The sequence below is a fragment of the Candidatus Methylopumilus universalis genome (genome assembly GCF_006364435.1).
Taxonomy (GTDB): domain Bacteria; phylum Pseudomonadota; class Gammaproteobacteria; order Burkholderiales; family Methylophilaceae; genus Methylopumilus; species Methylopumilus universalis.
Map to the genome: position 1 here is coordinate 350,419 of NZ_CP040977.1, position 23,710 is coordinate 374,128.

The following is a 23,710-nucleotide window of genomic DNA, read 5'->3' on the forward strand; positions in this document are numbered from 1 at the left end:
TAATAAATTTAGTTTTTTTAATTGAGAGAAAAATGAAGCTTTTTTATTCAAACAATAGCCCGTACGCTAGAAAAATAAGAATTTTAATTGATGAGAAAAAAGTTGCAGTGACTTTAGAGAAGGTGGTACTTACTAATAAAAATTGCACTATTCACGAATACAATCCTTTAGCTAAAGTGCCTACATTAGTGGTAAACGATATATCAATTTTTGATTCACCGGTGATAGCTGAATATGTGGACCATAAGAGCGGCCCGCTTTATTTAATACCTAGTGATTTTGATAAAAAAATATTACTAAAAAGATGGGAAGCTATAGCTGATGGATTATGCGATGCAGCAGTTGCAATTATGTTGGAAAAAAGAAGGCCGGCCTCTCAACAGAATCCTGATGTTTTTGAAAAGCAAATGAAAAAGATTAGGTTAAGCCTTAAATGGCTTAATCGAGAGATGGAAGGCAAACAATATTACCTAGAGGATACATTTTCATATGCTGATATTGCAGTCGGAAGTGCTTTGGGATACGTTCAATTAAGATATCCTGAAATTGACTTTAAGAATGAATATCTAAATCTATATGACTTGTACGAATTGCTTATGCAGCGACCATCTTTTCAGACAACGGTTCCTGAGCCTTATCTATAGCACTTTCAATAATAGCTCCGCCTAAACATACATTGCTCTCATAAACTACCACAGATTGACCGGGGGTAATGGCCCATTGTTTTTGCCCAAAAAATATTTCAACTGAATCATCTTTTATCATATCAATTTCACAGGGGGCATCAGGTTGGCGGTATCTTGTTTTAGCACCATACACCCAATGTTTTTCTGGTAACGCCCCATCTATCCAGTGAGCTTTCTTCGCAACTAATCCATCTTTAAATAACAGGGGATGGGTATGCCCTTGAGCAACAATAAGTACATTTTCTTTAATATTTTTTTCAACTACAAACCAAGGCTCACCATTGCTTGTTTTGGAGCCGCCGATGCCAAGCCCCTGTCTTTGGCCAAGAGTATAAAACATAAGGCCTATATGCTCTCCCAAAGTCTTTCCGTGTTCATCTTTAATGGGGCCTGGAGAATTCTCTATGTATTTATTCAAAAATTCTGTAAAGGGTCTTTCGCCAATAAAACATATACCCGTCGAGTCTTTTTTATCGCTGTTATGTAAGCCTTCTTTTTTAGCAATCTCCCTTACATCTTTTTTAAGAAGATTACCTAAAGGAAATAAAGACTTTGAGAGTTGATGTTGATTAAGGCGATACAAGAAATAACTTTGATCTTTTGTTGAATCGTCTGCTTTAAGAAGCCTATAAAGGCCATCTGCTTCTTTTATTTGTGCGTAATGACCAGTCGCAATCTTGTCGGCCCCCATTGAAATTGCATGATTTAAAAAAGCATTAAATTTAATTTCAGAATTACATAAAATATCTGGATTCGGAGTTCTGCCACTTTTAATTTCATTAATAAATTCAGAAAATACCTTTTCCTTATATTCTTTGCTGAAGTTTACTACTTCAATATCAATGCCAATTTTATCGGCAACAGATACTGCATCCAAAAGATCTTGTTTGCTTGAGCAATACTCATCATCATCGTCATCTTCCCAATTTTTCATGAAGAGACCAACGACTTTATAACCTTGGTTTTTTAAGAGTAAAGCAGCTACAGAAGAGTCAACGCCGCCTGATAAACCTACAATGACTTTACTTTTTTGCATTTAATTAATTAAACTCTAAGCCAATTTTTTTTGATTTTTCATAAGCAGCACGAGTAGCCTTTAAAAGCATTTCATTTAATTTATATGATTCAAGTTGCTTCAAGCCTTCTTCTGTTGTGCCACCTTTTGAAGCGACAGATAAAATGAGATTTTGAAGGTCATTTAATTGATCCAAAGCCAAATGAGATGAGCCGAGCAAAGTTTTGCCACATAATTTTTCAGCCTCATTTCTTGATAAGCCTAATTCAATCGCTGATTCAATAAATGCATTGAGAAAATAGAATATATAAGCCGGCCCACTTCCTGAGATTGCTGTAACAGCATCCATTTTAGATTCATCATCTAACCAAATAAACTCTCCAATGGCGCTCACAATTTCTTCGACCGCTAATTTGGTTTTTGTATCCAAAACTTCTTTGGTAAAAAGAGCCGTTACACCAAGCTGAATTTGAGCGCACACATTAGGCATAGACCTCACAATATTTTTATGACCGCGTGCCCACTTCCCAATGGATTCGATTTGAATACCTGCTGCAATAGATAAAATAAGTTGTTCGGAAATTTCAGTGGAAATTGATTTAAGAAGAGATTCAGCTTGTTGAGGCTTAACGGCAAGTACAATAATTTCATCTTTATCAATTTTTTTAAATTCCGCCATTGAAGAAACTTTGAATTTATTCTCAATGACTAATCTTTTTTTACTATCAGATTCAATCACACGAATAAGCGCAGGACTATAATTTTTATTTAATAAGCCGCCAATTATAGCTGCAGCCATGTTTCCACCACCTAAAAAACAAATATTCAATTATCGTCCCCTTGAGTTTTCATTGCTCGCGCCCCAAAAATAGCGGTACCTACTCTAACAAGATTTGAACCATGCTCAATCGCTGGTTTGAAGTCATTTGACATTCCCATAGACAATGTATCAACAGTATCAATTTGATTTTTTAATTTGGAATAAAGCATATACATGGATTTAAATTCATTAATGACTTGTTCGCTACTTTCTGTATTGGTAGGTATAGACATAATACCTCTTAGTTTAAGTTTAGGAAGTTCTTTGAGTGTGCTAACAAGATCCATTAAATGTGATTGTGCATCATTCATCCCGATGCCGCTCTTAGTATCTTCGCCACTTGAATTAATTTGAATGCAGATATTTAAAGGGGGAGCATTTGAAGGTCGAAAATCATTAAGAAGTTTCATGACTTTTATTCTATCTACGCTATGCACCCAATCGAAGTTTTCTGCGATAAGTCTACATTTATTACTTTGAATGGGCCCTAAAAAATGCCACTGAATTGCAAACTCTTCTAAATGTAATTTTTTATTAAGCGCTTCTTGAAGATAGTTTTCTCCAAAATTTATGATTCCGGCATTAAAGGCTTCAATAATTTTATCAAAAGAATGCCCCTTGCTTACGGCAACCAGAGTAACTTTCTCAGGAAAATTACTAATAGCAGCAGCCTCTAGAATGCTTTCATTGATTCGAGCAATGTTTGAAGAAATTGTAGGCATTATTTAAATAAAAAAACCAAGCAAAAATGAAGTTTGCTTGGTTTTAGTTTGTTTAGCAACAAAGAACTTGCTAATAAAAACGGGACCTAAAGTCCCGTAATATTTATTTCTTAGCTGCTGGTTTTCTCTTAGCTGCTGGTTTTCTCTTAGCTGCTGGTTTTCTAGCTGCTGGTTTTCTAGCTGCTGGTTTTTTCTTAGCTGCTGGTTTTTTCTTAGCTGCTGGTTTTTTCTTAGCTGCTGGTTTTTTCTTAGCTGCTGGTTTTTTCTTAGCTGCTGGTTTTTTCTTAGCTGCTGGTTTTTTCTTAGCGCTAACTGATGTTGAAGGTTTAGAAATTGTTGCTGGAAGTGTGCTATTAGTTTCTGCTGGTTTTGAAGAACCAAAAATTGCTGAAATTAATTTTTTGATCATTTAAAAATACTCCAAAGAATAAAAAAAATTTTTTTTACTGCAAATGCAAGTGTAAATATGGACTTGTTTTTAAACCTAGTCAAGTTTTTATTGCAATTATTTTCATATTACTTTTCGCGCGAAAATTAGTTTTTTTATTTAATTTTTTAAATTTCTAAGTGCCAATAAAGACAATATTACCGTTAAAAAAAGTACTCGATACTTTTCCAGTAAAATTTTGGTTCAAAAATGGTGTATTTTTACCTTCACTAATTAAAGTTTTTGAATTTATTTCCCATGAATGTTCGGGGTTAAATATACAAATATCTGCATCCGAATTAACCGAGAGACTTCCCTTATTAATTTCCAAAATGCTTGAAGGCTGATTCGTTATTTTATTGATTAGCAAGCCTAAGTCTATTTTGTAATCCTCGGATAGCTTGTATACAAGAGGCATCAGAAGCTCTACGCTTGATGCACCATATTCAGACTCGGCGAAAGGTTTTAACTTATTATCTTCATTTACTGGTGAATGGTCTGAACATATTGCATCAATTGTGCCGTCAATAATTGAATCAATAATCTTCATTCGATCAGATTCTCTTCTTAAAGGAGGCTTTAAAAAACAGTTAGTGTTAAAGAAGCCAATATCATTGTCTGTAAGAAAAATTTGATGGATAGAAACGTCACAAGTTACATTGACACCATTTTTTTTAGCTATTTTTATTAAATTTAATCCATCAGCAGTTGATATTTTATTCAAATGAATCTTCGTTTTGGTTAAATGAGCTATTTCCAGTATTTTATTGATAGCAGTAGTTTCACTTATGCTTTGAATACCTTTTAATCCAAGTCGAGTTGAGATTTCACCGGCATTTATAATGCCTTTTTCTGATAAATAAGCATCCTCTGCTCTTAAAAATGCTTTTAAATTGAATGTGGAGAGATATTGAAATGATCTATATAAAACTTCAGTGTCTTGTATTGGCTTTTCTGCTTGAGAAAAACCAATACACCCAGATTCGTATAAATCGTTTATTTCGGTTAATAATTTCCCATTCAATTTTTGAGTGAGAGCTCCAAGAGGATATACATTACCTAATTTAAGTGCTTCTGATTTATTCTTTAGCATTTTCACAAGGCCTGGCTCATCTAGAATCGGTGTTGTGTCTGGAGGACAAACCATGCCAGTGACTCCACCAGCATTTGCAGCTTTCATTTCACTTTCTAATGTTGACTTATATTGGTTGCCTGGCTCTCTTAAATTTAATTGAAGGTCAATAATGCCTGGTATAACTATTTTTTTTGAGGCGTCAATTATCTGCTTTGCTTTTTTTGAGTCTAAATTTTTATTTAGCTCCGTAATTTTTCCATCTACGACCAATATATCTAATATGTCATCTATATTATTTTTTGGGTCAATCACTCGACCATTTTTGATTAGAATACTCATGAATGTTGTCCAGCTAAAATTGCCATCACAGCCATTCTTACAGCTATACCAAAAGTCACTTGGGGAAGGATGACAGATTGCTCACTGTCAGCTACTGCTGAATCAATTTCAACCCCTCTATTCATTGGACCCGGATGCATAACTATTGCATCTTTTTTCGCCAAATCTAATCGCGCTTGATTTAATCCATAAGTTTTGAAGTATTCTTCTTGCGAAGGCAACATGATTCCATCCATTCTTTCATTTTGAATCCTTAGCATCATAATCACATCTACATCTTTAAGTCCTTTGTCGATATCGTAAAAAACATGTACCCCTAGCTTTTCAATTTCATCGGGAAGTAATGTTTTGGGAGCAACCACTCTGACTTCAGGAACGCCCAGTATATTTAATGCGTGAATATTAGATCGTGCAACCCTAGAATTTAGAATATCTCCGACGATAGCCACTTTTAGCTTATTAAAGTTTGTTTTGTATTTTCTTATAGTAAAAGCATCAAGAAGACCTTGGGTGGGGTGGGAGTGATTTCCGTCACCTGCATTGATAATGTGAATATTTGGCTTTACATGAGATGCGATAAAATGAGCTGCGCCTGATGATGAATGCCTTACAACAAAAATATCTGCATTCATAGCAATCAAATTATTGATTGTATCTAAAACAGTTTCACCCTTAGATTGAGACGAGGTAGCAACATTTAGGTTAATGACATCAGCAGAGAGTCTTTTGGCGGCAATCTCGAAAGTAGTTCTAGTTCTTGTGCTATTTTCAAAGAAAACATTACATACTGTTTTGCCTCTTAAAATAGGAACTTTTTTAACATCTCTCTCACCTATTTTTAAGAATGATTCCGCTGTATCCAAGATTTGGATAATTTTATCTTTTGACAAACCTTCAATAGATAAAAGATGATTTAAATTGCCTTTATTATTTAGCTGGGGATTAAACATGAGATTCCTTTAGCTGAAAGGCAAATTTTTTATTCTCATCCAATATAAGCTCTAAATTTTGATCTTTATTGAGGCTAATTTTTTCGATACAAATCTGCGGAGCAATAGGAAGCTCTTGCTCATTTCTGTCAATTAAAACAGCTAGTGTAATTTTGCCAGGTCTTCCATAATCAAAAATTTCATTCATGGCAGCTCTTACAGTTCTTCCTGAAGAAAACACATCATCAATAAGAATAATATGCTTGCCATTAATTTCCGTATCAATTTTTGAAGGCTTGTTTTTTATTTTTAAGCCGCGACTTGAAAAATCATCCCTATAGAAAGATGTATCAATTGAGCCTGTTGCGACGGTATTTCTTAAGCCAGGTAAAATTTTTTGAAGAATAAGTTCCCCACCGCGCTGCACTCCAATAAGAACAGTGTTGTCATCAATCACTTCATTGATTTTATTTTTTAGGCTTTCTATAAGATTTTCTGCGTTAGGTAGATTCATTTTTTAACTTAAATTTGATCAAGATAAGATTGTAAAATAATTTTGGCAGCTATCTGGTCAATTAATAGTTTCTTTTTCTTTACATCAATTTTTTTATCTTTAAGCTCATGACTAGCTTCTATTGAAGTATAGCGTTCATCAATAAGATGAGTGGGGAGTGAGTATTTTTCCTCTAGTTGCTTGGCGAATTTTTTAGATAGATTAGTGACTTTATGTTCAGATCCGTCTACATTAAATGGAACCCCAACAACAATAGACACAGGCATCCATTCTTCCATAATTTTTTGAATAGCTTCGAATTTTTGATTATTCGTTGCAGATTCGATTGTTATTAAAGCTTGAGCTGTCTTGGATACATTGTTTCCAATCGCAACCCCTATGCGCCGCTGTCCAAAATCAAATCCTATGATATTCCCTTCTCTTTGCTTACTAATCACTTGATGATTTTCAATATTTAACATGGTAATTTGGTCGAGCTTAATTCTAAATTTAGGCTAACAAGGGAAGTTTTTTTCGAAAAAAAAACTGACATGAAGTCAGTTTGACAGTGTGCTTTAAAATTATTTTTTCTATAATTTTTCAATGTCGCCATGATAGCATAATTTATTAATGACACATATTAATTTTCTAAATAACCTGTAATTTCAAGTCCAAAGCCAATCATGCTTGGCATCTTTCTTGGAGCAGAAAGTAGCTTCATTTTTCTAACTCCTAAATCTACCAATATTTGAGAGCCAATCCCATAATTTCTTAAATCATTATGACTCTTAAGTGGCAGAGTATTTTCTGTTTTTAAAATATTTAAAAGATCATTGGTATTTGTATCGTGGTTTATAAAGACTAATACACCGCCATTCTCACTTATTTTTTTGATAGCCTTCAAAGCATTCCATGAGTGCTTTTTGTCTTCTATATCTAAAAGATCTATGACCGATAAAGGCTCATGCACTCTTACAATAGTTTCTTTATCTTTTTGAATTTCGCCCTTAACAAGTGCGATATGAGTTTCTTCTAAGATTTTGTCTTTATATAAAATTAATTTCATTTCGCCATAAGGCGTTAAGATGTTTTTTTCGATTAACTTTTCGATTAATATTTCATTTTTTCTTCGGTATTCGATGAGATCTGCAATTGTTCCAATTTTAATATTATGCTGCTCTGAAAATTTAATTAAATCTGGAAGTCTTGCCATATTTCCATCTTCATTAAGAATCTCACATATCACTGATGCTGATTCAAGGCCTGCAAGATGAGCAAGATCACATCCAGCTTCAGTATGGCCAGCCCTAACAAGCACACCACCTTTTTTAGATATTAATGGGAATATGTGGCCGGGCCTTACGATACTTTTTGAGGTAGCATTTTTATGAATTGCAGCTTTAATCGTAGTGGCTCTGTCATTTGCTGAAATTCCAGTAGTGACCCCTTCAGCAGCTTCAATAGATACCGTAAAGTTAGTCCCTAAACGAGTTTCGTTTTCTTGCACCATAAGGGGCAATTCGAGCATTTTGCATTTCTCTTCTGTCAGCGTGAGACAAATAAGGCCACGTCCGAATTTAGACATAAAATTAATATGATCTGAATTAGCAAATTCAGCTGCAAGAACGAGATCACCCTCATTTTCTCTATTTTCCTCATCTACAAGGATAACCATTTTGCCTTGTTTTATATCTTCAATAATTTCAACTATAGGACGGATCATCTATTCTTTATTTTCTTTTGAGGATGTTTTCAAGGTATCTAGCAATCAAATCTACTTCAATATTCACTTCACTTCCCTTGGTTAGATTTCCTAAATTAGTTTCCTTAAGGGTAAATGGAATGATGTTTACTTTAAAAGCATCATTTTTAATTGAGTTTACTGTAAGGCTTACGCCATTTATTGCAACAGATCCCTTTTCAGCAATAAATTTTAGTAGTTTTTTAGGGGGCTTGATTTCTAGAATCCAACATTGGCTATTAGTTTTAATGCTATTGATTTTTGCTATACCATCAATATGACCTGTAACAAAATGGCCGCCTACTTTTCCATTATATAAAACGGCACTCTCTAAATTTACTGGAGATTTTTCAGTGAAAGATATAGTTCTTTTTAATGTTTCTTCGGATACATGAAATATAAATTGATTATTTTGTTTTTTCTGAATAGTAAGGCATACCCCATTGATAGATATACTATCGCCCAAGTTGCTTGCCCCCATTTTATTGGCCTTATAGGCTACAGTAATGCGAGCATCTTTTTTTAAAGATTCAATTTTTTTTATTGAGCCAATGGATTGAATTATGCCTGTAAACATAAGGTGATTTTATCAGATTAGAATGTATAACCCTGATAAAATAAAGCAAATGTCTTTACTTAACAAATACCTGCCTTTTGAAGTTTGGATTGCTTATAGATATATAAAGTTTAAGCAAAAAAATAGCTTCATATCTTTTATTTCAATGACAAGCATGGTTGGAATAGCTCTTGGAGTTTCAGCGCTCATTATTATTCTATCTGTTATGAATGGTTTTCAGGATGAACTTCGAACACGAATCCTTGGGGTGGCTTCTCATATTGAAATTACAAGCTCAAATAATACATTGACACGTTGGGAAGACTTAACAAAAAAACTTCATGAATCTCCGGAGGTAATAGGGTCGGCGCCTTATGTAGATGGCCAGGGTATGTTGGTTAGTGAATTTGGAAGTCAGGGGATTATGTTAAGAGGTATTTCATCAGAACTTGAGGGCAATGTTGATGACCTGGAAAAGAAAGTTAAGGTTGGTAAATTATCTGATTTAAAACCTAATGCATTTAATTTGATTTTAGGCATAGACACTGCAAAGCAACTAGGTATTGTGGTTGGAGATAAAGTTAATATTTTAATTCCGCAAGGCTCATATACGCCTGCAGGCACATTTCCTAGAATGCGACAATTTAATGTTTCAGGTATTTTTGAAATTGGAATGTATGAATATGATTCTGGCATGGCGCTAATGAATCTGGAGGACGCTCAGAAATTCCTTCAAATGAACGATGCCGTTTCTGGGGTTAGGGTAAAGATTCTTGATCTTTTTTTAGCGCCTTTAGTCGCAAAAAAATTATCGGACGGCTTGTCGGAATCGGGTGTTTTTTATGTCAGTGATTGGACAAAAAAGCATGCCAATTTTTTTGCGGCTGTTCAAATGGAAAAAAGAGTGATGTTTATCATTCTGATGTTAATCATCGCGGTTGCAGCATTTAATATCGTTTCTACTTTAGTGATGGCGGTGACTGATAAAAGATCAGATATTGCAATTCTTAAAACATACGGCGCGAAACCTAAAAGCATTCTATATATATTTATTATTCAAGGTTCTTTAATTGGCATAATCGGAACTATCAGCGGGGTATTTTTAGGGACTATTGTTGCGTTAAACATTCATTCAATCGTGCCTTTTATTGAGCATTTATTCAACGTTCAGTTTTTATCTAAAGATATTTATTATATTTCTGAAGTACCTTCCAAGCTTTTGTTAAGCGATATAACTGTTATAGCCTTTATCTCGATTTTGTTATCGATTATTGCCACAATTTATCCAAGCATAAAAGCTTCTAACACTTCACCTGCTGAGGCGTTAAAGCATGATTAAAAAATTACTTATTGCTTGTAAGGATTTATCTAAGACATTTCCTGGTTTAGATGAAGCAATTATTAACAAGCTAAATCTTAATATCAGCGAGGGAGAACATACAGCGATTATTGGCGTCTCAGGGTCTGGTAAAAGTACACTTCTTCATCTTATGGCTGGACTTGAAAAGGCCTCATCTGGACAAGTAAAAATTTTAGATCAAGATATCTCATGCTTAAGTCAAGATGAATTAGGAGTTTTGAGAAATACACATTTAGGCTTCGTGTATCAGTTTCATCATTTGCTCAGCGATTTCAATGCTATAGAAAATGTTGCAATTCCGTTGCTAATTAGAAGGCATACATACAAACAGGCTTTTAAGGAAGCTGAGACCCTATTAAAAAAAATAGGCTTAGGTAAAAGGCTGACTCATAAGCCATCCGAATTATCTGGGGGCGAAAGGCAGAGAGTGGCAATCGCAAGATCTTTAATCACTAAGCCAAAGTGTATTCTTGCAGATGAGCCCACAGGAAATTTAGATGGTAAAACGGCACATTTTGTATTTGATTTATTGCTTGATTTAGCCAAAGAGAATCGATCAACTCTAGTCTTAGTAACTCATGATAATCAGCTAGCATCAAAATTAAAGTTTCAATATAAATTAAATCAAGGAAAACTTAAAAAGACGTAAGTTTATTTAAGCAATTAACCGAATATTAAGACAAGTTGATTTAAGCAATTAAACGAATATTAAGATAGAATAATACCCATCAAATACTTGGAGAGTTAGTTATGTGGGAAATTATTTTAGCCGCTGGATGGCCGATTTGGCCACTCATATTCGCATCAATTATCGCTTTGGCAATTATTGGCGAGCGATTTTGGTCTTTAAGGCATGAAATTGTTGCCCCAAGCGATCTTCTCCCAGAAGTTCAAAAGTTATTAAATCAAGGCGCAATCAAAAAAGATGTGATTGCAAAAATCAAAGAACACTCTCTTTTGGGTGAAATTTTTGCAAGTGCTCTTATTAATTCAAATACATCTGCAGCTCATATTAAAGAAGCGATAGAAGAGTCAGGCAGAGGAGTTAACTACAAGCTTGAAAAGTACTTACCAACACTTGGAACGATCGCAGCAGTCGCACCTCTTTTGGGACTGCTAGGTACGGTGATAGGTATGGTCGATCTTTTTAGTTCATTTACAAACAGCGGTCATGATGTGGCAGTATTTGCGAGAGGTATTTCAGTAGCTCTCTATAACACAGCAGCAGGTATTGTTGTGGCGGTTCCCGCTATGATTTTTTATCGATTTTTTAGATCCAAAGTAGATGATTTAATTTTTGACATGGAGCAACAAGCGCTTAAGTTGATTGAATCTATGGGCATTCGTAAATAAATAATTAGGATTGCATATGAATTTTCAGCGAGGAAAAAAACACGAAGAGATGGAATTGAACTTGGTTCCTTTAATCGACGTTTTATTAGTTATTATTATTTTCCTTGTCGTAAGCACAACCTTTTCTAGATTTAGTGAATTAAAAATTAATCTTCCTACTGCTGAAGCCAATAGCCCTGATAAGAAACCTAATGTTATTAATGTGTCTATTACAGCGGAAGGTGTCTACGCTATAAATGATAATCCTTTGCCAAATAAGAGCCTTGAATCTATTATTGCGGCTTTAAAAAATTCAGCAAAAGGTGAAAAAGAAATACCGGTGATTATTAATGCAGACGCGAAATGTGAGCACCAGTCCGTCATTAATGTTATGGAAGCCTCAAGACAGGCAGGGTTAACTCATATTACGTTCTCAACAAAAGTTAACTAGACTTTAAAAGGGTTTAGCTTTTTTTGGCCTAATGGCAAAAAATATTAAAAACATAACTGCATCACAGCCAATAAATTTTAGATATCTTTATAAAAGACTGTTTAAATATACTTGGCAACATAAGTTTATTTTATCTTTAAGTTTAATTTCATTGGTTGTGCTGTCATTAACGAATACAGCATTTCTTGCCATTATTAAAAAAATTACTGATCAGGGATTCGGGTCAGGAATTGCAGATAAACAATCTTCCTTAGCCCTCCTTCTTCTCTTGGTCATGTCGATAAGAGCCTTATCTGGATTATTCTCAAGCTATTTTATGAAATCAACTTCATTGAAGGTTGTTGAAAGTCTTAGATCTGATTTATTTAAGAAGATTATGATGTTGCCAATGAATTTTTTTGACAAAAATTCATCAAGTCATATTGTCTCTAAGTTAAATAGCGATGTTCAGCAGCTCTCAAATGTGATTACAGATATAGGATTTAATCTCATAAAGGATGGGATAAGTTTTATTGGGATAGTTTGCTATATGATTTATTTGGACTGGAAACTTACACTAGTATTTTTATTGTTAGCTCCAATCCTGGCCTATTATCTTAAAATAATGTCGCCGAGACTCAGAGCCGCAGGAACAATTTCACAGAATGCAAATGGCGAGTTAATCATGGCATCTGATGAAGCTATCGCCGCACAAAGAATTGTTAAAATATTTGGAACAAGCCAATACGAAGTTAGTCGATTTAATAAAATTTCAGAAAAAATAAGGAAAATCCAGGCAAAGCTTATAAGAATTGCAGCTTTAAATTCCTTTACAGTAGAAATTTTAGCGGGCATTGCATTATCAGGGATTGCTTTTTATTCATTTGGTAAATTTTCAGCGGGACAATTTGCTGCTTTCTTTGCAGCCTTGTTGATGATTATTGCCCCAATTAAAAGCTTAACCTCCATTAATGACAAAATTCAAATTGCTATAGCAGCCGCTAAAAGTGTATTTGGTTTAATGGATGAGCCCTCAGAAATTGATCGTGGCACAAAACTTATTAAGAGGGCAAAAGGACATATAAAAATATCTGACTTAACCTTTAAATATCAAAATAGTAAAGATAATATTCTTGAAGGTATTAATTTAAATATTAAGCCTGGTGAGAAAGTGGCACTTGTCGGAAAATCTGGCGGCGGAAAAACAACACTAATTAATTTATTACCAAGATTTTATGAAATTGACCAAGGTAAAATATTTTTAGATGGTATTAATATTAATGATCTTAAGTTAAGAAACCTGCGAAGTCAGTATTCGTTGGTAAGCCAGGATACAATTTTATTTAATGACACAATAATGAATAATATAGCTTATGGCAGTTCAGAAGGGTCCGTAAGTATAGAGGACGTTAAAAAAGCTGCTATCGCAGCAAATGCCTGGGAATTTATTGACCCGCTTCCAAACAAACTAGACCACGAAATTGGCGATAGGGGCGTTAGACTTTCTGGAGGTCAAAGGCAAAGAATTTCAATTGCTCGTGCTATTTTAAAAAATGCACCTATATTGCTTCTCGATGAAGCAACGTCTGCACTTGATTCACATTCGGAAAAATATGTTCAGTCAGCCCTAGACAATTTAATGAAAAATAGAACAACCATAGTCATTGCACACAGATTGTCTACCATTTTGAATGCTGATCGAATTGTTGTGATTGATAAATCAAAAATCGTTGATGTTGGCACGCACTCAGAATTAATTAGGCGGTGCAAACATTATGCAATCTTGTACAAAAAAGGTCTGAAATAGTATTTTGAATTCTTTAAGAGCTATCTCGAAGCTGCATTATGGAACAAAAAGCTTAACTTCTTTATTTCTTCTTCCGTTATCAGCATTTTTTCTCTTAATATCTTTTATTAGAAAATATCTCTACCGATTTAATCTTTTAAAGTCTTTTAAGATACAAGTGCCTGTAATTGTTATCGGAAACATAACTTTAGGTGGTACCGGTAAAACTCCTTTAGTGATTCATCTTGCAAATGAATTAAAGAAAAATGGATACCATCCTGGAATTATAAGTAGAGGATATGGGGCAAAAGGAAATGGGATAAGTGAAGTCAATCAAAAAAGCAATGTGGAGAATGTTGGCGATGAGCCGATATTGATTCAGAAACATACTCGTCTGCCAGTTTTTATTTCAAAAGATAGAGTATTGGCAGCGCAAGCACTTCTTAAAAAATACAAAAAAATAGATGTCATTTTGTCTGATGATGGATTGCAACATTATCGTTTAAAGCGCGATATAGAAATTTTAGTCATAGACGGGACTCGAGGATTTGGAAATGGATATCTTTTACCAGCGGGGCCGTTAAGGGAGTCAAAGCGGAAACTAAAGGCCGTAGATGCTATCGTCTGTAATGGAAAAAAAGTGATAGATGGCAGTTACCTGATGAAATATAAGAGTGATTCCCTAATTAATCTAAAAACTAAGAAAAAAATTCCACTAAATAAGCTGCTCTTAAAAAACCTTCATGCAATAGCTGGCATTGGGAACCCAGATCGATTTTTTAATTACCTTAAGGTGTTAGGCATGGTATTTGATAGCTCTTCCTATCAAGATCATTATCAATTCACAAAAAAAGATTTTAAAGTTATGAATGATAAGAATATTATAATGACTGAAAAGGACGCTGTTAAATGCGAAAAGTTTGCTAGGGATAATTTTTGGTATTTGCCAGTTACTGTTGAAATTGACTCAAAGTTTACTGATTTTATTTTAAATAAAATGAAAAATATAATCCATGGATAAAAATCTATTAAAAATTTTAGTTTGCCCGGTTACTAAGGGACCATTAATTTATAAAAAAGAACAGAATGAGCTTATTTCGAAGTCGGCTAAACTTGCCTACCCGATTAAAGACGGCATTCCAATTTTACTGGAGAGCGAAGCGAGAGTCATAAATGGCGATGAAGATTATTCATGACATTTAAAATTATTATTCCAGCGAGATATCAGAGTAGCCGATTGGAAGGAAAACCTCTTTTAGAGATTGATGGTGTTCCTATGGTGGTTCACGTTGTAAAGCAATCATTAAAAAGCAAGGCAGATGAGGTTGTGGTTGCAACCGACGACCAAAGAATTTTTGATGTTGTTGTAAAGTTTGGATATAAAGCAATGATGACAAATCTTAATCATAGATCCGGTACAGATCGAGTTGCAGAGGTTGTTGATTTGATGGGTTGGGCAGACAACGAGATTGTCGTCAATGTTCAGGGGGATGAGCCTCTTATTAATCCATTATTAATTAATCAAGTTGCAGAATATTTGGATGACCAAAGAGACGTCTTTGTTTCTACAGCGTGCCATTCCATCACTGATTATAATGATTTTGTTAATCCAAATAATGTGAAAGTCGTATTGGATAAAAATTCACAAGCTTTGTATTTTAGTAGAGCGCCCATTCCTTTTCCTAGAGATGAATTTAATCAAAAGATAATTGGAAGAGAGGGATTTTATAAGCATATTGGCATTTATGCTTATCGTGCTAAGTTTCTAAAAGGCTTTAAAGATATTGAGCAAGTACCATTGGAAGATATTGAAAAGTTGGAGCAGCTTAGAATTCTATATGCAGGTTATAAAATTGGTGTGGTTCATTCAATTGACACGCCATTTCCTGGAGTTGATACCCCCGAAGACCTTAAAAGGGTAAGAAAGCTATTTTCTAATTAAATAGCAGATTCACCCGTTTCGCCAGTTCTAATCCTTACCACCTCTTCAATGTTGCTTACAAAAATTTTTCCATCCCCAATTTTTCCTGTGTGAGCAGCAGCAGATATTGCTTCAATGACTTTTTTAACCATTTTGTCTGAGACAATAATATCTAATTTAATTTTAGGTAAAAAATCAATTACATACTCTGCGCCCCTGTAGAGTTCAGTGTGACCTTTTTGTCTTCCGAAGCCCTTAACTTCTGTCGCTGTAATTCCATTGATGCCAATTTCAGAAAGAGCTTCTCTTACTTCGTCTAATTTAAATGGCTTAATTACTGCCTCAATTTTTTTCATTTAATTTCCTTCTTCAAATGCATTAATGTTTAAAGGTTACGGGGTATCTTCTGTCTTTGCCAAAAGCTCTATGAGTAATTTTAGGTCCTATAGGGCTTTGGGCTCTTTTAAATTCATTATTGTTAATTAACTTTACAACGTGATTCACATTTTTACTAGTAAAACCTTTTTTGACAATCGACGCTATATCTAAATCTTTTTCAACATAAAGCTCAATTATCTTATCAAGAATTTCATATTTAGGGAGGCTATTCTGATCAAGCTGATTAGGACTTAATTCAGCTGTAGGTGGTCTTTTGATTATTTCATTAGGAATGATGGTTGATATTGAATTTCTATAATGTGCTAATTTATAAACCCATGTTTTTGGCACGTCTTTAAGAAGTGCAAAGCCTCCAACCATATCTCCATAAAGGGTTGTATACCCTACAGCAGTTTCACTTTTATTACTTGTTGATATTACAAGGCCATTAAATTTATTAGATAAAGCCATTAATAAAACACCCCTGATACGAGCCTGTAAATTCTCTTCAGTCGTGTCAAAAGGCTTATTTTTAAAATCACTAGATAATGTTTTTCTAAAAAGTTTAAAAATAGGTTGAATATTTATTTCTTTGTAATTGACACCTGTATTTTTAATTATTTTGCGAGATTCAATAATACTTATTTTAGAAGTGAATTCTGAAGGCATCATGACGGCAGTAATATTTTTTTTGTCAAATACGTCATTTGCCAAAGCCAAAACCAGAGCAGAATCTATACCACCAGATAACCCTATAAAAAGACTTTTAAAATTATTCTTAACTACATAATCTCTAAGCGCTAATTTAAGTGCCTCATATAAATGTGATTCTTTGTTATAAGGAGATTCATCAAAATTATTCTTAATATTTATTTTTGAGGAAACATCAATAATCGCTGTTTCTTCTTTAAAAAATGATAACTGGTGGATAAGCTTTGCATGTTTGCTAACAACAAAAGAGCCGCCATCAAATATGAGCTCATCTTGACCTCCAATTGCATTGACGTAGATCACAGTAGATTTTGTTTCTTTAGCTAACTTGGAAATAATTTTTACTCGTTTTTCATACTTTTCTATTTCATAAGGGGATGCATTAATTACAATAATGGCATCCACCGATTTTTTCTTAAGTAATTGGCTTGGGGAAGCTTTCCAAGCATCTTCGCAAATAATAAGACAGATCTTTAAACCTTTATGTACAAAAATAAACTCTTTTTTACCAGGTTCAAAATATCTATTTTCGTCAAATACCCCATAATTAGGAAGAATTTTTTTAAAATAGGTGCCTTGAATTTTTCCATTAAAAAGTAATGATGCCGCATTGTATATCTTGTTGCCTTTTTTTAATGGGTGCCCAACAATTACTTTAATAGAAGGCACGGCTTGCGCAATTTTACTCAATGCTTTTGAACATGCTTTAAGAAAATCTTCTCTTAAGACAAGGTCTTCAGGTGGGTAGCCACAGATTGAGAGTTCAGGTGTAATAAGCAATTCAGCCCCTTTTTTAGAAGCCTCTTTAGCTCTTTTGATGATAGCAATGCTATTGTTTTCAATATCACCAACAAATGAATTTATTTGCGCTAGTGCTATTTTCATAGTTTTAGTAGCTGCCACCCGCATTTTTAATAATGTCAACAATCTCTGTATTTTTTGCTTTGAGTGCGTATACAAGAGCTGTTAATCCATAACGATCTTTTGCTTTTAAATTAACTTTTGATTCAATAAAAAGCTGAATCATTTCCTTGGATTTATTTGCTACAGCATAATGAATTATTGGTGTGCCATCAGAATCTTTGCGGTCAATATTGGCACCATTTGCTATAAGAAGTTTTGAAACTGCTAAATGATTTTTTTTCGTAGCCCAAGTTAGAGCTGTCCAATTGAACTGGTCTTCATAATCAATTTTTATGCCACGCTTTATGAAAAGACTTACTGCATCTGCATTACCTTCTCTTGCAGCATACATAAGAGGACTGCACTTATATTTATCTACGATATTTGGATCAGCGCCCTGGTCAAGAAGTATTTGAATGGTTTTAATATCACCGTTTTTTGCGGCATACATCAAAACAGTTTGCCCAGCATCGTTAGTGTTGTTAGGATCAATACCATGTTTTATTAATAGATCTACGATGTTATGAAATCCTGATATCGCAGCTAGTCCATAAGCACTCCAGCCGTCATTGTCTCTTATTTTTGGATCTGCCCCATTATCTAAAAGTAATTGAGCTGATCGAGTGTAATTTTTCTTTGCAGCAAACATTAGCGCCGTCCAGCCGTTACTTTCAATCGCATTCACTGAGGCACCTTTTTTAATTAAGAGCGCTACAACCTTATCCATATCTTTTCTTACTGCATACATAAGAGCTGTGACGCCATCTTCATCTTTAGTATTTGGATTTCCACCACTTTCCAAAATAGCGCTTACTGTTTCAAGATCGCCTTTTGCTGCTGCTGTTAAAAGATAATTTACTGATTCTTCTGCATTTGCTATTAAGGCAAAAAATGAAGTGATTAGAAAAAAGGTAAGAAGAGTTTTTTTATACAATTTTTATTTTTTTAACAATGCTTGCATAGTAAGTCCCATGTCTGCGGGGGATTTAGACATGCTCACACCGGCTTTTTCTAGCGCCTTAATTTTATCTATTGCAAGGCCAGAGCCTTGAGAAATGATAGCACCTGCATGACCCATTCTTTTCCCTTCAGGGGCTGTAATGCCAGCAATATAGCCTGCTATAGGTTTTTTTATATGTTGTTTAATATACTCAGCAGCCACTTCTTCGTCTGAGCCGCCAATTTCACCAACTAATATAACGCCCTTTGTATTTTTATCTTCTTCAAACATTTGCAGACATTCAATAAAATTTAGTCCTTTGATGGGATCGCCACCAATACCAACACATGTGCTTTGGCCTAGCCCAAGCATTGTTGTTTGTTGAACAGCTTCATAGGTTAAAGTGCCGGATTTTGAAATAATTCCAATCGATCCAGGTAAGTGAATGCTTCCTGGCATAATGCCAATCTTACATTCGCCAGGTGTAATAACACCGGGACAATTAGGTCCAATCAGTTTGGATTGGTTAGCTCGAATAGCAGCCTTCACATTAATCATATCTTGAATTGGAATACCTTCTGTAATACATACGATAATTTCAATACCTTCTTCAGAAGCTTCGATAATTGAATCTGCAGCAAAGGCAGGGGGAACGTAAATAACCGATGCATTGGCTCCAGTTGTTTTAATAGCATCTCTGACTGTATTAAATACAGGTAAATTAAGATGCAACGATCCACCTTTGCCAGGGGTAACTCCGCCCATTAATTTTGTGCCATAAGCTAGCGCTTGTTCTGAGTGAAAGGTACCTTGCTTGCCAGTGAACCCTTGGCAAATAAGCCTGGTAGATTTATTAATAAGAATAGACATTTTATTTTTTGATGAGACTAGTTGCGATCGTTGCCGCTTCAGTAAGTGTATTTGCGGCCTTAATATTTAAGCCGCTTGTTTGTAAAAGTTTTTTGCCTAAATCAACGTTGGTGCCTTCTAATCTTACGACAATAGGAATTTTGATACCAACCTCTTTGATTGCAGCGATAATACCTTCAGCGATAATGTCGCATCGCATAATGCCACCAAAAATATTCACCAAGACAACTTGTACATTTTTATCGTCAAGAATAATTTTAAAAGCTTTAGCAACTGTTTCTGCAGTTGCTCCACCACCCACATCTAAAAAGTTTGCAGGTTCGCCTCCGCAGAGTTTGATGAGATCCATCGTAGCCATTGCAAGACCTGCACCATTGACCATGCAACCAATATTGCCATTAAGTGCAATGTAATTAAGCCCAGCAGCAAAAGCTTCAGCTTCTTTAGAATCGTTTTGTGACCAATCACGGAGCTCAGCTAATGTTTTTTGTTTGTAAAGAGCATTGTCATCGACATTTATTTTGCAATCGAGGGCAATAATTTTTTTATCTGAATCGATAACAAGCGGATTAATTTCTAATAAAGCTAGATTATTTTCAATAAAACTTTTAAAAGCGCTTCTAGCAAACTTAACGAAATCATTAATCATTTCATTAGGTAAGCCTAATGCAAATGCAATATTTCTAGACTGATAGTCCATAAGGCCATTAATTGGACTGCATGTTTCTTTAATAATTTTTTCAGGGTTATTTTTAGATATTTCTTCAATTTCCATGCCGCCTGCAGAAGATGCAATAACGACAATTTTTTCTGACTGCCTATCAACTAATATAGAAAAATATAACTCTTTTTCTATGTCACATGACTCTTCTATAAGAAGGGTATCAACAGGCTGGCCATCTGGTTTGTTTTGATAAGTAACTAGTTTTTTGTGAAGAAGAGAATTTACAACCTCAGCTGCTTCTTTTTTAGAAGTTACAATCTTAACGCCACCTGCTTTACCTCTGCCACCCGCATGAATCTGGGCTTTAATAACATAAGCAGAAGAGTCAAGCTGAGCTATCGATTGATCCAATTCATCTGGGGACTTAATTGCAATGCCTTTTGGTACGGAAATGCCGTATTTCGCAATTAATTGTTTGGCCTGATATTCGTGGAGATTCATGTTAAAAAGGAGCTAAATAAACATTATTTTCTACGAATTTAGATAAACATGCCAGTTAAGAATTATATTTTAATAGCAATGTTAGAATTATTCTTTTGTAGGCTTATATCATTTATACATACCATGAAATTATTAGTTCAGTCTTCATATAGTCTCCAAACTCATTTAGCAGAAATCTCTGAAATTTTAGGCCAAGTGACAACTTCTCCTTACACGCTTATCAATGATACTGCTGCTATATATGAGATTGAAGCCGACTTACCAGATGATTTAAAAAATAAGCTTCACCTTAAGCATGTAGATTTTGCAGTTTTAGACAATTACAGAGCTTTAAGTGAATTTAGCCTATGTGTGATGGATATGGATTCAACACTTATCTCGATTGAATGTATTGATGAGATTGCAGATTTGTGCGGTAAAAAACAAGATGTAGCCTTAATTACTAAAAGTGCCATGATGGGTGAAATTGATTTTTCACAAAGCCTAATCAAGCGCGTTTCTTTGCTGCAAGGACTTGGAGAGGAGATGCTATTCAAAGTCATAGAGGAAAGATTAAAGTTGAATGACGGCACCCAGGCATGGATTGAAGCTTGTCGCAGAAATAATGTGACCACAGTTCTGGTATCAGGCGGCTTTGATTATTTTGCAGATTATGTGAAGAATAAGTTAGGGATTGATATTGCTATATCTAATCAACTTGAAATTAAAGACAAGAGGCTGACTGGTAAAGTGCTAGGTCGAATTGTCGATGATGAATTAAAGGCTCAAACTGTAAGAGATTTTCAAGCAAAACTTAGCATTGATAAATCAAATACAATCGTCATTGGAGATGGGGCAAATGATTTAAAGATGTTAGCTGAGGCCCAATATAGTATTGCGTATCATGCCAAGCCTATTGTGCAAGAAAAAGCGCGATTTAAATTAAACCACTCAGATTTTAAAGGTGTATTAAATCTTTTTAAGGTTTAAATAAGCTCTTCTTTTAAGAAGCCAGCTCTATAACGCGCTTCTTTATTTAATTTTTGGTAATTTAATTTAATATCATAAGCTCCCAGCAATTTTTTATATGTCTCATGTGGGTCTAGTTTTTGAGATTCACATGCCCAGCGATACCAAATATTTCCGATAGATACATGATGAATTTCTTCTTCATAAATGATTTGCAGAATAGCTGCAATGTCGTCATCTTTTTGCTGCTTAAATTTTTCTATAATTGGGGGCGTCACATCCAGACCTCTTGCTTCCATTGTTTTTGGAATGAGCGCTAATCGATGAATTAAATCATGGCTTGTCCTATCAGCCATTTCCCAAAGACTATTGTGCGCATTGAAGCTACCGTAACTTAAGCCAAATTTTTTTAGATAGTTATTAAGGAGACTGAAGTGCACATGTTCTTCATAAGCAATTTGAAGCCAGTCACTATAGAATTGATCTGGAAGATTTTTAAAGCGCCAAATGATATCAAGTGCTAAATTAATCGCACTAAATTCAATATGAGCTAATGCATGAATGAATATTAATTTCCCTTGCTCTGTAGAAGTTGATCTTTTTTCAACAAGTTTTGGTGGCACAATTTGAGGTTTTGATGGTGCGCCCGGTAAATGATAGATATTTTGAATGTCAGCTTTTGAATCAATCGTCAGCTGATAAGACTTAAAAGATTCGTATATAACATTTACTTGATTTAATTTTTCATTTAAATCATTTATAGCAAGAGCCTTTAGGCAATTAGCTCTCAACTCCATAGCTGAATGATTAGTGAATTGGAACGAGGGTTACGGAGCCAGTTTTCATATCTGGAGTGATAATTGATCTTTTATCATAGGATAGGGCTATATCAGCAGCAGCCGTAAAGCCTTCTTTAAATAAGGTGACTTTGTTACGTTGTAATTTAAAAATCTTTCCATTTTTCCAATCACTAACAAAGAAACTATCCCCGGATTTAATTAAACCATCTCCGCCACCAAACCCTTCAGCAACTTTCAAGATAGATTTTGTTTTCAAGTTGATTTTATATAAAATGCCACTTGCAAAATCTACTTCGAATAGATCGTTTTTAACAACTAAAAGCCCATTAGGGGCTAAAATTTCAGGGGTATTTTCATTCAGGATTAAAGTAATTTTTTTATCCTGAGTAATTTTAAAAATCGCACCACCTGCTGAGAGGTTTCCGCTATCACTCACATATAAATTGCCAGCTTCGTCTGAAGTAATGTCATTTAAAAAGATAGGTGTTTGTGGAAATGCCATAGTACTTCCAAACACCATCCATTTACCATTGGACTCAACTTTTAAAACCCTATTTTTGTCTGTCACATACAAAGACTTTCCGATAAACGTTAAGCCTTTAGGGTCGTCCATGCCGCTTGCAAATGTTGAAAGTTTTCCGTCAATTGAAATACGTGTAATTTTTCCGTCACCATCTTTATTGAATTCACCGATTTCAGATACGTAAATATCTCCCTTAGCATCTTGAACCACTGACTCAGGGCTTATAAATCCTGAGATTAGATTTAGTGATTCATGCGCTTTTGAGGGGGTAGCAATAAGTGTTAATAATAAAATTAAAAATACACGCAAGTTTTTCATAGTTTAATTAAGAAGCCTTAATGATTAAATACATTTATCTTCGCAGCCTTCTTCACTCACACCTAGAGAAAGAAGTAACTCGACCATTTTTTTATCGCCTTTTTCTTGTTTTACTACGCGGATAATAGACACGCCACCCTTCATTTTTTTATTAATATCAGCGCCCTTGGATGCAAGGTATTTAACAATTTCAGTTCTGCCATCAAAAGCAGCATGATGAAATGCATTCATTTTTGTAAGAGGATGCGTGTAATTAATATCGGCGCCTTGTTCTGCTAAATACTTGAGCACTTGAAATTGACCCTTAGCAGCGGCCATAAGAAGCGGACTCCATGCAAAATAAGTTGCATTGACATCTACTTTTTTTACTTCAACATACTTTTTAACGATAGGTAATTTACCTTCATTTACAGCACCTGAAAATTCGATTTCTTCTGCATCTGTTAATGCAAAAAGTTGCATTGAGAAGGTGAGTAAAATTAATGTCAGTGTTGTTTTTAAAAATTTATTCATATTAAGTGA

General features: G+C 34.5%; 28 protein-coding genes. 10 read left to right on the plus strand and 18 right to left on the minus strand.

All coding sequences use genetic code 11. The features are described 5' to 3' along the window. The first annotated feature begins 32 nt into the window (after positions 1-32). The gene (locus tag FIT70_RS01990; protein ID WP_139930442.1) at positions 33-644 is read left to right on the plus strand and encodes a glutathione S-transferase family protein; all 612 of its coding nucleotides are present in this window, start codon (positions 33-35) and stop codon (positions 642-644) included. On the opposite strand, the gene mnmA is transcribed toward FIT70_RS01990, so the two are convergent. The 10 genes from mnmA to FIT70_RS02040 all read right to left on the minus strand — a co-directional run bounded on the left by mnmA (position 595) and on the right by FIT70_RS02040 (position 8,824). After that, positions 595-1,722, minus strand: coding sequence for a tRNA 2-thiouridine(34) synthase MnmA (gene mnmA / locus FIT70_RS01995; RefSeq protein WP_139867173.1), 1,128 nt, complete (start codon positions 1,720-1,722; stop codon positions 595-597). The two genes, FIT70_RS01990 and mnmA, sit on opposite strands and share 50 nt — an antisense overlap. Positions 1,723-1,726: 4 nt before the next feature. After that, positions 1,727-2,500, minus strand: coding sequence for a pyrroline-5-carboxylate reductase (gene proC / locus FIT70_RS02000; protein ID WP_139875441.1), 774 nt, complete (start codon positions 2,498-2,500; stop codon positions 1,727-1,729). A 26-nt stretch (positions 2,501-2,526) separates the two neighbouring features. Continuing rightward, positions 2,527-3,243 carry a YggS family pyridoxal phosphate-dependent enzyme gene (locus tag FIT70_RS02005; RefSeq protein ID WP_139930444.1) on the minus strand — a complete coding sequence of 239 codons (717 nt, stop codon included), beginning with the start codon at positions 3,241-3,243 and terminating at the stop codon, positions 2,527-2,529. Between the two features lie 103 nt (positions 3,244-3,346). Next, positions 3,347-3,652, minus strand: coding sequence for a hypothetical protein (locus tag FIT70_RS02010; protein WP_139930446.1), 306 nt, complete (start codon positions 3,650-3,652; stop codon positions 3,347-3,349). 154 nt (positions 3,653-3,806) lie between these two features. Further along, entirely contained in the window at positions 3,807-5,084 is a 1,278-nt protein-coding gene (locus tag FIT70_RS02015) for a dihydroorotase (protein ID WP_139867179.1), read from the minus strand. Beyond that, on the minus strand, positions 5,081-6,034 hold the full coding sequence (locus tag FIT70_RS02020) for an aspartate carbamoyltransferase catalytic subunit (RefSeq protein ID WP_139930448.1): 954 nt from the start codon (positions 6,032-6,034) through the stop codon (positions 5,081-5,083). The genes FIT70_RS02015 and FIT70_RS02020 overlap by 4 nt, the downstream gene beginning before the upstream one ends. Continuing rightward, positions 6,027-6,527 carry a bifunctional pyr operon transcriptional regulator/uracil phosphoribosyltransferase PyrR gene (pyrR, locus tag FIT70_RS02025; RefSeq protein WP_139870112.1) on the minus strand — a complete coding sequence of 167 codons (501 nt, stop codon included), beginning with the start codon at positions 6,525-6,527 and terminating at the stop codon, positions 6,027-6,029. The genes FIT70_RS02020 and pyrR overlap by 8 nt, the downstream gene beginning before the upstream one ends. Before the next feature lie 8 nt (positions 6,528-6,535). Continuing rightward, positions 6,536-6,988, minus strand: coding sequence for a Holliday junction resolvase RuvX (gene ruvX, locus FIT70_RS02030; protein ID WP_139867185.1), 453 nt, complete (start codon positions 6,986-6,988; stop codon positions 6,536-6,538). Positions 6,989-7,146: 158 nt separating this feature from the next. Then, positions 7,147-8,229 (minus strand): bifunctional 3,4-dihydroxy-2-butanone-4-phosphate synthase/GTP cyclohydrolase II, encoded by a 1,083-nt coding sequence (gene ribBA, locus FIT70_RS02035; protein WP_139874327.1) that lies wholly within the window; start codon positions 8,227-8,229, stop codon positions 7,147-7,149. A 7-nt stretch (positions 8,230-8,236) separates the two neighbouring features. Beyond that, positions 8,237-8,824: a riboflavin synthase gene (locus tag FIT70_RS02040; RefSeq protein ID WP_139874328.1), complete on the minus strand. Its 588-nt coding sequence runs from the start codon at positions 8,822-8,824 to the stop codon at positions 8,237-8,239. 49 nt (positions 8,825-8,873) lie between these two features. On the opposite strand from FIT70_RS02040, the gene FIT70_RS02045 reads away from it, so the two are divergent. The 8 genes from FIT70_RS02045 (at position 8,874) to kdsB (ending at position 15,653) form a co-directional block, all read left to right on the plus strand. Further along, positions 8,874-10,142: a lipoprotein-releasing ABC transporter permease subunit gene (locus FIT70_RS02045; RefSeq protein ID WP_139874329.1), complete on the plus strand. Its 1,269-nt coding sequence runs from the start codon at positions 8,874-8,876 to the stop codon at positions 10,140-10,142. Then, positions 10,135-10,812 carry an ABC transporter ATP-binding protein gene (locus FIT70_RS02050; protein ID WP_139874330.1) on the plus strand — a complete coding sequence of 226 codons (678 nt, stop codon included), beginning with the start codon at positions 10,135-10,137 and terminating at the stop codon, positions 10,810-10,812. The genes FIT70_RS02045 and FIT70_RS02050 overlap by 8 nt, the downstream gene beginning before the upstream one ends. Before the next feature lie 101 nt (positions 10,813-10,913). After that, a complete protein-coding gene (locus FIT70_RS02055; RefSeq protein ID WP_139874331.1) occupies positions 10,914-11,516 on the plus strand; it encodes a MotA/TolQ/ExbB proton channel family protein in 603 nt (200 codons plus the stop codon). Between the two features lie 16 nt (positions 11,517-11,532). Beyond that, the gene (locus FIT70_RS02060) at positions 11,533-11,946 is read left to right on the plus strand and encodes an ExbD/TolR family protein (RefSeq protein WP_139874332.1); all 414 of its coding nucleotides are present in this window, start codon (positions 11,533-11,535) and stop codon (positions 11,944-11,946) included. Positions 11,947-11,977: 31 nt separating this feature from the next. Continuing rightward, positions 11,978-13,732, plus strand: coding sequence for a lipid A export permease/ATP-binding protein MsbA (gene msbA / locus FIT70_RS02065; RefSeq protein ID WP_139874333.1), 1,755 nt, complete (start codon positions 11,978-11,980; stop codon positions 13,730-13,732). A 4-nt stretch (positions 13,733-13,736) separates the two neighbouring features. Continuing rightward, entirely contained in the window at positions 13,737-14,732 is a 996-nt protein-coding gene (gene lpxK, locus FIT70_RS02070) for a tetraacyldisaccharide 4'-kinase (protein WP_189340865.1), read from the plus strand. Further along, positions 14,725-14,907 (plus strand): Trm112 family protein, encoded by a 183-nt coding sequence (locus FIT70_RS02075; RefSeq protein WP_139874335.1) that lies wholly within the window; start codon positions 14,725-14,727, stop codon positions 14,905-14,907. Before lpxK ends, FIT70_RS02075 begins: the two co-directional genes overlap by 8 nt. After that, positions 14,904-15,653 carry a 3-deoxy-manno-octulosonate cytidylyltransferase gene (kdsB, locus tag FIT70_RS02080; RefSeq protein WP_139874336.1) on the plus strand — a complete coding sequence of 250 codons (750 nt, stop codon included), beginning with the start codon at positions 14,904-14,906 and terminating at the stop codon, positions 15,651-15,653. The genes FIT70_RS02075 and kdsB overlap by 4 nt, the downstream gene beginning before the upstream one ends. Here the strand turns inward: kdsB and FIT70_RS02085 are convergent. The 5 genes from FIT70_RS02085 to sucC are packed head-to-tail and all read right to left on the minus strand — an operon-like array spanning position 15,650 to position 20,599. Continuing rightward, positions 15,650-15,988 (minus strand): P-II family nitrogen regulator, encoded by a 339-nt coding sequence (locus FIT70_RS02085; protein ID WP_139867206.1) that lies wholly within the window; start codon positions 15,986-15,988, stop codon positions 15,650-15,652. The two genes, kdsB and FIT70_RS02085, sit on opposite strands and share 4 nt — an antisense overlap. A 22-nt stretch (positions 15,989-16,010) precedes the next feature. Beyond that, positions 16,011-17,606 (minus strand): NAD+ synthase, encoded by a 1,596-nt coding sequence (locus FIT70_RS02090; RefSeq protein ID WP_139930452.1) that lies wholly within the window; start codon positions 17,604-17,606, stop codon positions 16,011-16,013. A 4-nt stretch (positions 17,607-17,610) separates the two neighbouring features. Then, positions 17,611-18,558 carry an ankyrin repeat domain-containing protein gene (locus tag FIT70_RS02095; protein ID WP_139867210.1) on the minus strand — a complete coding sequence of 316 codons (948 nt, stop codon included), beginning with the start codon at positions 18,556-18,558 and terminating at the stop codon, positions 17,611-17,613. 3 nt (positions 18,559-18,561) lie between these two features. After that, positions 18,562-19,434, minus strand: coding sequence for a succinate--CoA ligase subunit alpha (gene sucD / locus FIT70_RS02100; protein WP_139867212.1), 873 nt, complete (start codon positions 19,432-19,434; stop codon positions 18,562-18,564). Position 19,435: 1 nt separating this feature from the next. Continuing rightward, a complete protein-coding gene (gene sucC / locus FIT70_RS02105; protein WP_139874338.1) occupies positions 19,436-20,599 on the minus strand; it encodes an ADP-forming succinate--CoA ligase subunit beta in 1,164 nt (387 codons plus the stop codon). Between the two features lie 123 nt (positions 20,600-20,722). Between sucC and serB the strand changes: the two genes are divergently transcribed. Continuing rightward, positions 20,723-21,568 carry a phosphoserine phosphatase SerB gene (gene serB / locus FIT70_RS02110; protein WP_189340866.1) on the plus strand — a complete coding sequence of 282 codons (846 nt, stop codon included), beginning with the start codon at positions 20,723-20,725 and terminating at the stop codon, positions 21,566-21,568. On the opposite strand, the gene FIT70_RS02115 is transcribed toward serB, so the two are convergent. The 3 genes from FIT70_RS02115 to FIT70_RS02125 are packed head-to-tail and all read right to left on the minus strand — an operon-like array spanning position 21,565 to position 23,701. Then, positions 21,565-22,344 (minus strand): ferritin-like domain-containing protein, encoded by a 780-nt coding sequence (locus FIT70_RS02115; protein ID WP_139874340.1) that lies wholly within the window; start codon positions 22,342-22,344, stop codon positions 21,565-21,567. The genes serB and FIT70_RS02115 overlap by 4 nt on opposite strands. 10 nt (positions 22,345-22,354) lie before the next feature. Next, positions 22,355-23,188, minus strand: coding sequence for an SMP-30/gluconolactonase/LRE family protein (locus tag FIT70_RS02120; RefSeq protein ID WP_139874341.1), 834 nt, complete (start codon positions 23,186-23,188; stop codon positions 22,355-22,357). Between the two features lie 24 nt (positions 23,189-23,212). Next, positions 23,213-23,701 carry an ankyrin repeat domain-containing protein gene (locus FIT70_RS02125; protein ID WP_139871169.1) on the minus strand — a complete coding sequence of 163 codons (489 nt, stop codon included), beginning with the start codon at positions 23,699-23,701 and terminating at the stop codon, positions 23,213-23,215. Between the last annotated feature and the right edge of the window lie 9 nt (positions 23,702-23,710).

What these genes read in the sequence shown, in the direction of transcription:
- FIT70_RS02005 (WP_139930444.1), bottom strand. Translation starts at nt 3,243, where the DNA reads ATGCCTACAATTTCTTCAAACATTGCTCGAATCAATGAAAGCATTCTA.
- kdsB (WP_139874336.1), top strand. Translation starts at nt 14,904, where the DNA reads ATGACATTTAAAATTATTATTCCAGCGAGATATCAGAGTAGCCGATTG.
- FIT70_RS02115 (WP_139874340.1), bottom strand. Translation starts at nt 22,344, where the DNA reads ATGGAGTTGAGAGCTAATTGCCTAAAGGCTCTTGCTATAAATGATTTA.
- mnmA (WP_139867173.1), bottom strand. Translation starts at nt 1,722, where the DNA reads ATGCAAAAAAGTAAAGTCATTGTAGGTTTATCAGGCGGCGTTGACTCT.
- FIT70_RS02010 (WP_139930446.1), bottom strand. Translation starts at nt 3,652, where the DNA reads ATGATCAAAAAATTAATTTCAGCAATTTTTGGTTCTTCAAAACCAGCA.
- sucC (WP_139874338.1), bottom strand. Translation starts at nt 20,599, where the DNA reads ATGAATCTCCACGAATATCAGGCCAAACAATTAATTGCGAAATACGGC.
- FIT70_RS02045 (WP_139874329.1), top strand. Translation starts at nt 8,874, where the DNA reads ATGTCTTTACTTAACAAATACCTGCCTTTTGAAGTTTGGATTGCTTAT.
- FIT70_RS02040 (WP_139874328.1), bottom strand. Translation starts at nt 8,824, where the DNA reads ATGTTTACAGGCATAATTCAATCCATTGGCTCAATAAAAAAAATTGAA.
- FIT70_RS02015 (WP_139867179.1), bottom strand. Translation starts at nt 5,084, where the DNA reads ATGAGTATTCTAATCAAAAATGGTCGAGTGATTGACCCAAAAAATAAT.
- FIT70_RS02090 (WP_139930452.1), bottom strand. Translation starts at nt 17,606, where the DNA reads ATGAAAATAGCACTAGCGCAAATAAATTCATTTGTTGGTGATATTGAA.
- FIT70_RS02125 (WP_139871169.1), bottom strand. Translation starts at nt 23,701, where the DNA reads ATGAATAAATTTTTAAAAACAACACTGACATTAATTTTACTCACCTTC.
- FIT70_RS02120 (WP_139874341.1), bottom strand. Translation starts at nt 23,188, where the DNA reads ATGAAAAACTTGCGTGTATTTTTAATTTTATTATTAACACTTATTGCT.
- FIT70_RS02055 (WP_139874331.1), top strand. Translation starts at nt 10,914, where the DNA reads ATGTGGGAAATTATTTTAGCCGCTGGATGGCCGATTTGGCCACTCATA.
- FIT70_RS02020 (WP_139930448.1), bottom strand. Translation starts at nt 6,034, where the DNA reads ATGTTTAATCCCCAGCTAAATAATAAAGGCAATTTAAATCATCTTTTA.
- proC (WP_139875441.1), bottom strand. Translation starts at nt 2,500, where the DNA reads ATGGCTGCAGCTATAATTGGCGGCTTATTAAATAAAAATTATAGTCCT.
- FIT70_RS02050 (WP_139874330.1), top strand. Translation starts at nt 10,135, where the DNA reads ATGATTAAAAAATTACTTATTGCTTGTAAGGATTTATCTAAGACATTT.
- pyrR (WP_139870112.1), bottom strand. Translation starts at nt 6,527, where the DNA reads ATGAATCTACCTAACGCAGAAAATCTTATAGAAAGCCTAAAAAATAAA.
- FIT70_RS02075 (WP_139874335.1), top strand. Translation starts at nt 14,725, where the DNA reads ATGGATAAAAATCTATTAAAAATTTTAGTTTGCCCGGTTACTAAGGGA.
- sucD (WP_139867212.1), bottom strand. Translation starts at nt 19,434, where the DNA reads ATGTCTATTCTTATTAATAAATCTACCAGGCTTATTTGCCAAGGGTTC.
- ribBA (WP_139874327.1), bottom strand. Translation starts at nt 8,229, where the DNA reads ATGATCCGTCCTATAGTTGAAATTATTGAAGATATAAAACAAGGCAAA.
- ruvX (WP_139867185.1), bottom strand. Translation starts at nt 6,988, where the DNA reads ATGTTAAATATTGAAAATCATCAAGTGATTAGTAAGCAAAGAGAAGGG.
- serB (WP_189340866.1), top strand. Translation starts at nt 20,723, where the DNA reads ATGAAATTATTAGTTCAGTCTTCATATAGTCTCCAAACTCATTTAGCA.
- FIT70_RS02060 (WP_139874332.1), top strand. Translation starts at nt 11,533, where the DNA reads ATGAATTTTCAGCGAGGAAAAAAACACGAAGAGATGGAATTGAACTTG.
- FIT70_RS01990 (WP_139930442.1), top strand. Translation starts at nt 33, where the DNA reads ATGAAGCTTTTTTATTCAAACAATAGCCCGTACGCTAGAAAAATAAGA.
- FIT70_RS02085 (WP_139867206.1), bottom strand. Translation starts at nt 15,988, where the DNA reads ATGAAAAAAATTGAGGCAGTAATTAAGCCATTTAAATTAGACGAAGTA.
- msbA (WP_139874333.1), top strand. Translation starts at nt 11,978, where the DNA reads ATGGCAAAAAATATTAAAAACATAACTGCATCACAGCCAATAAATTTT.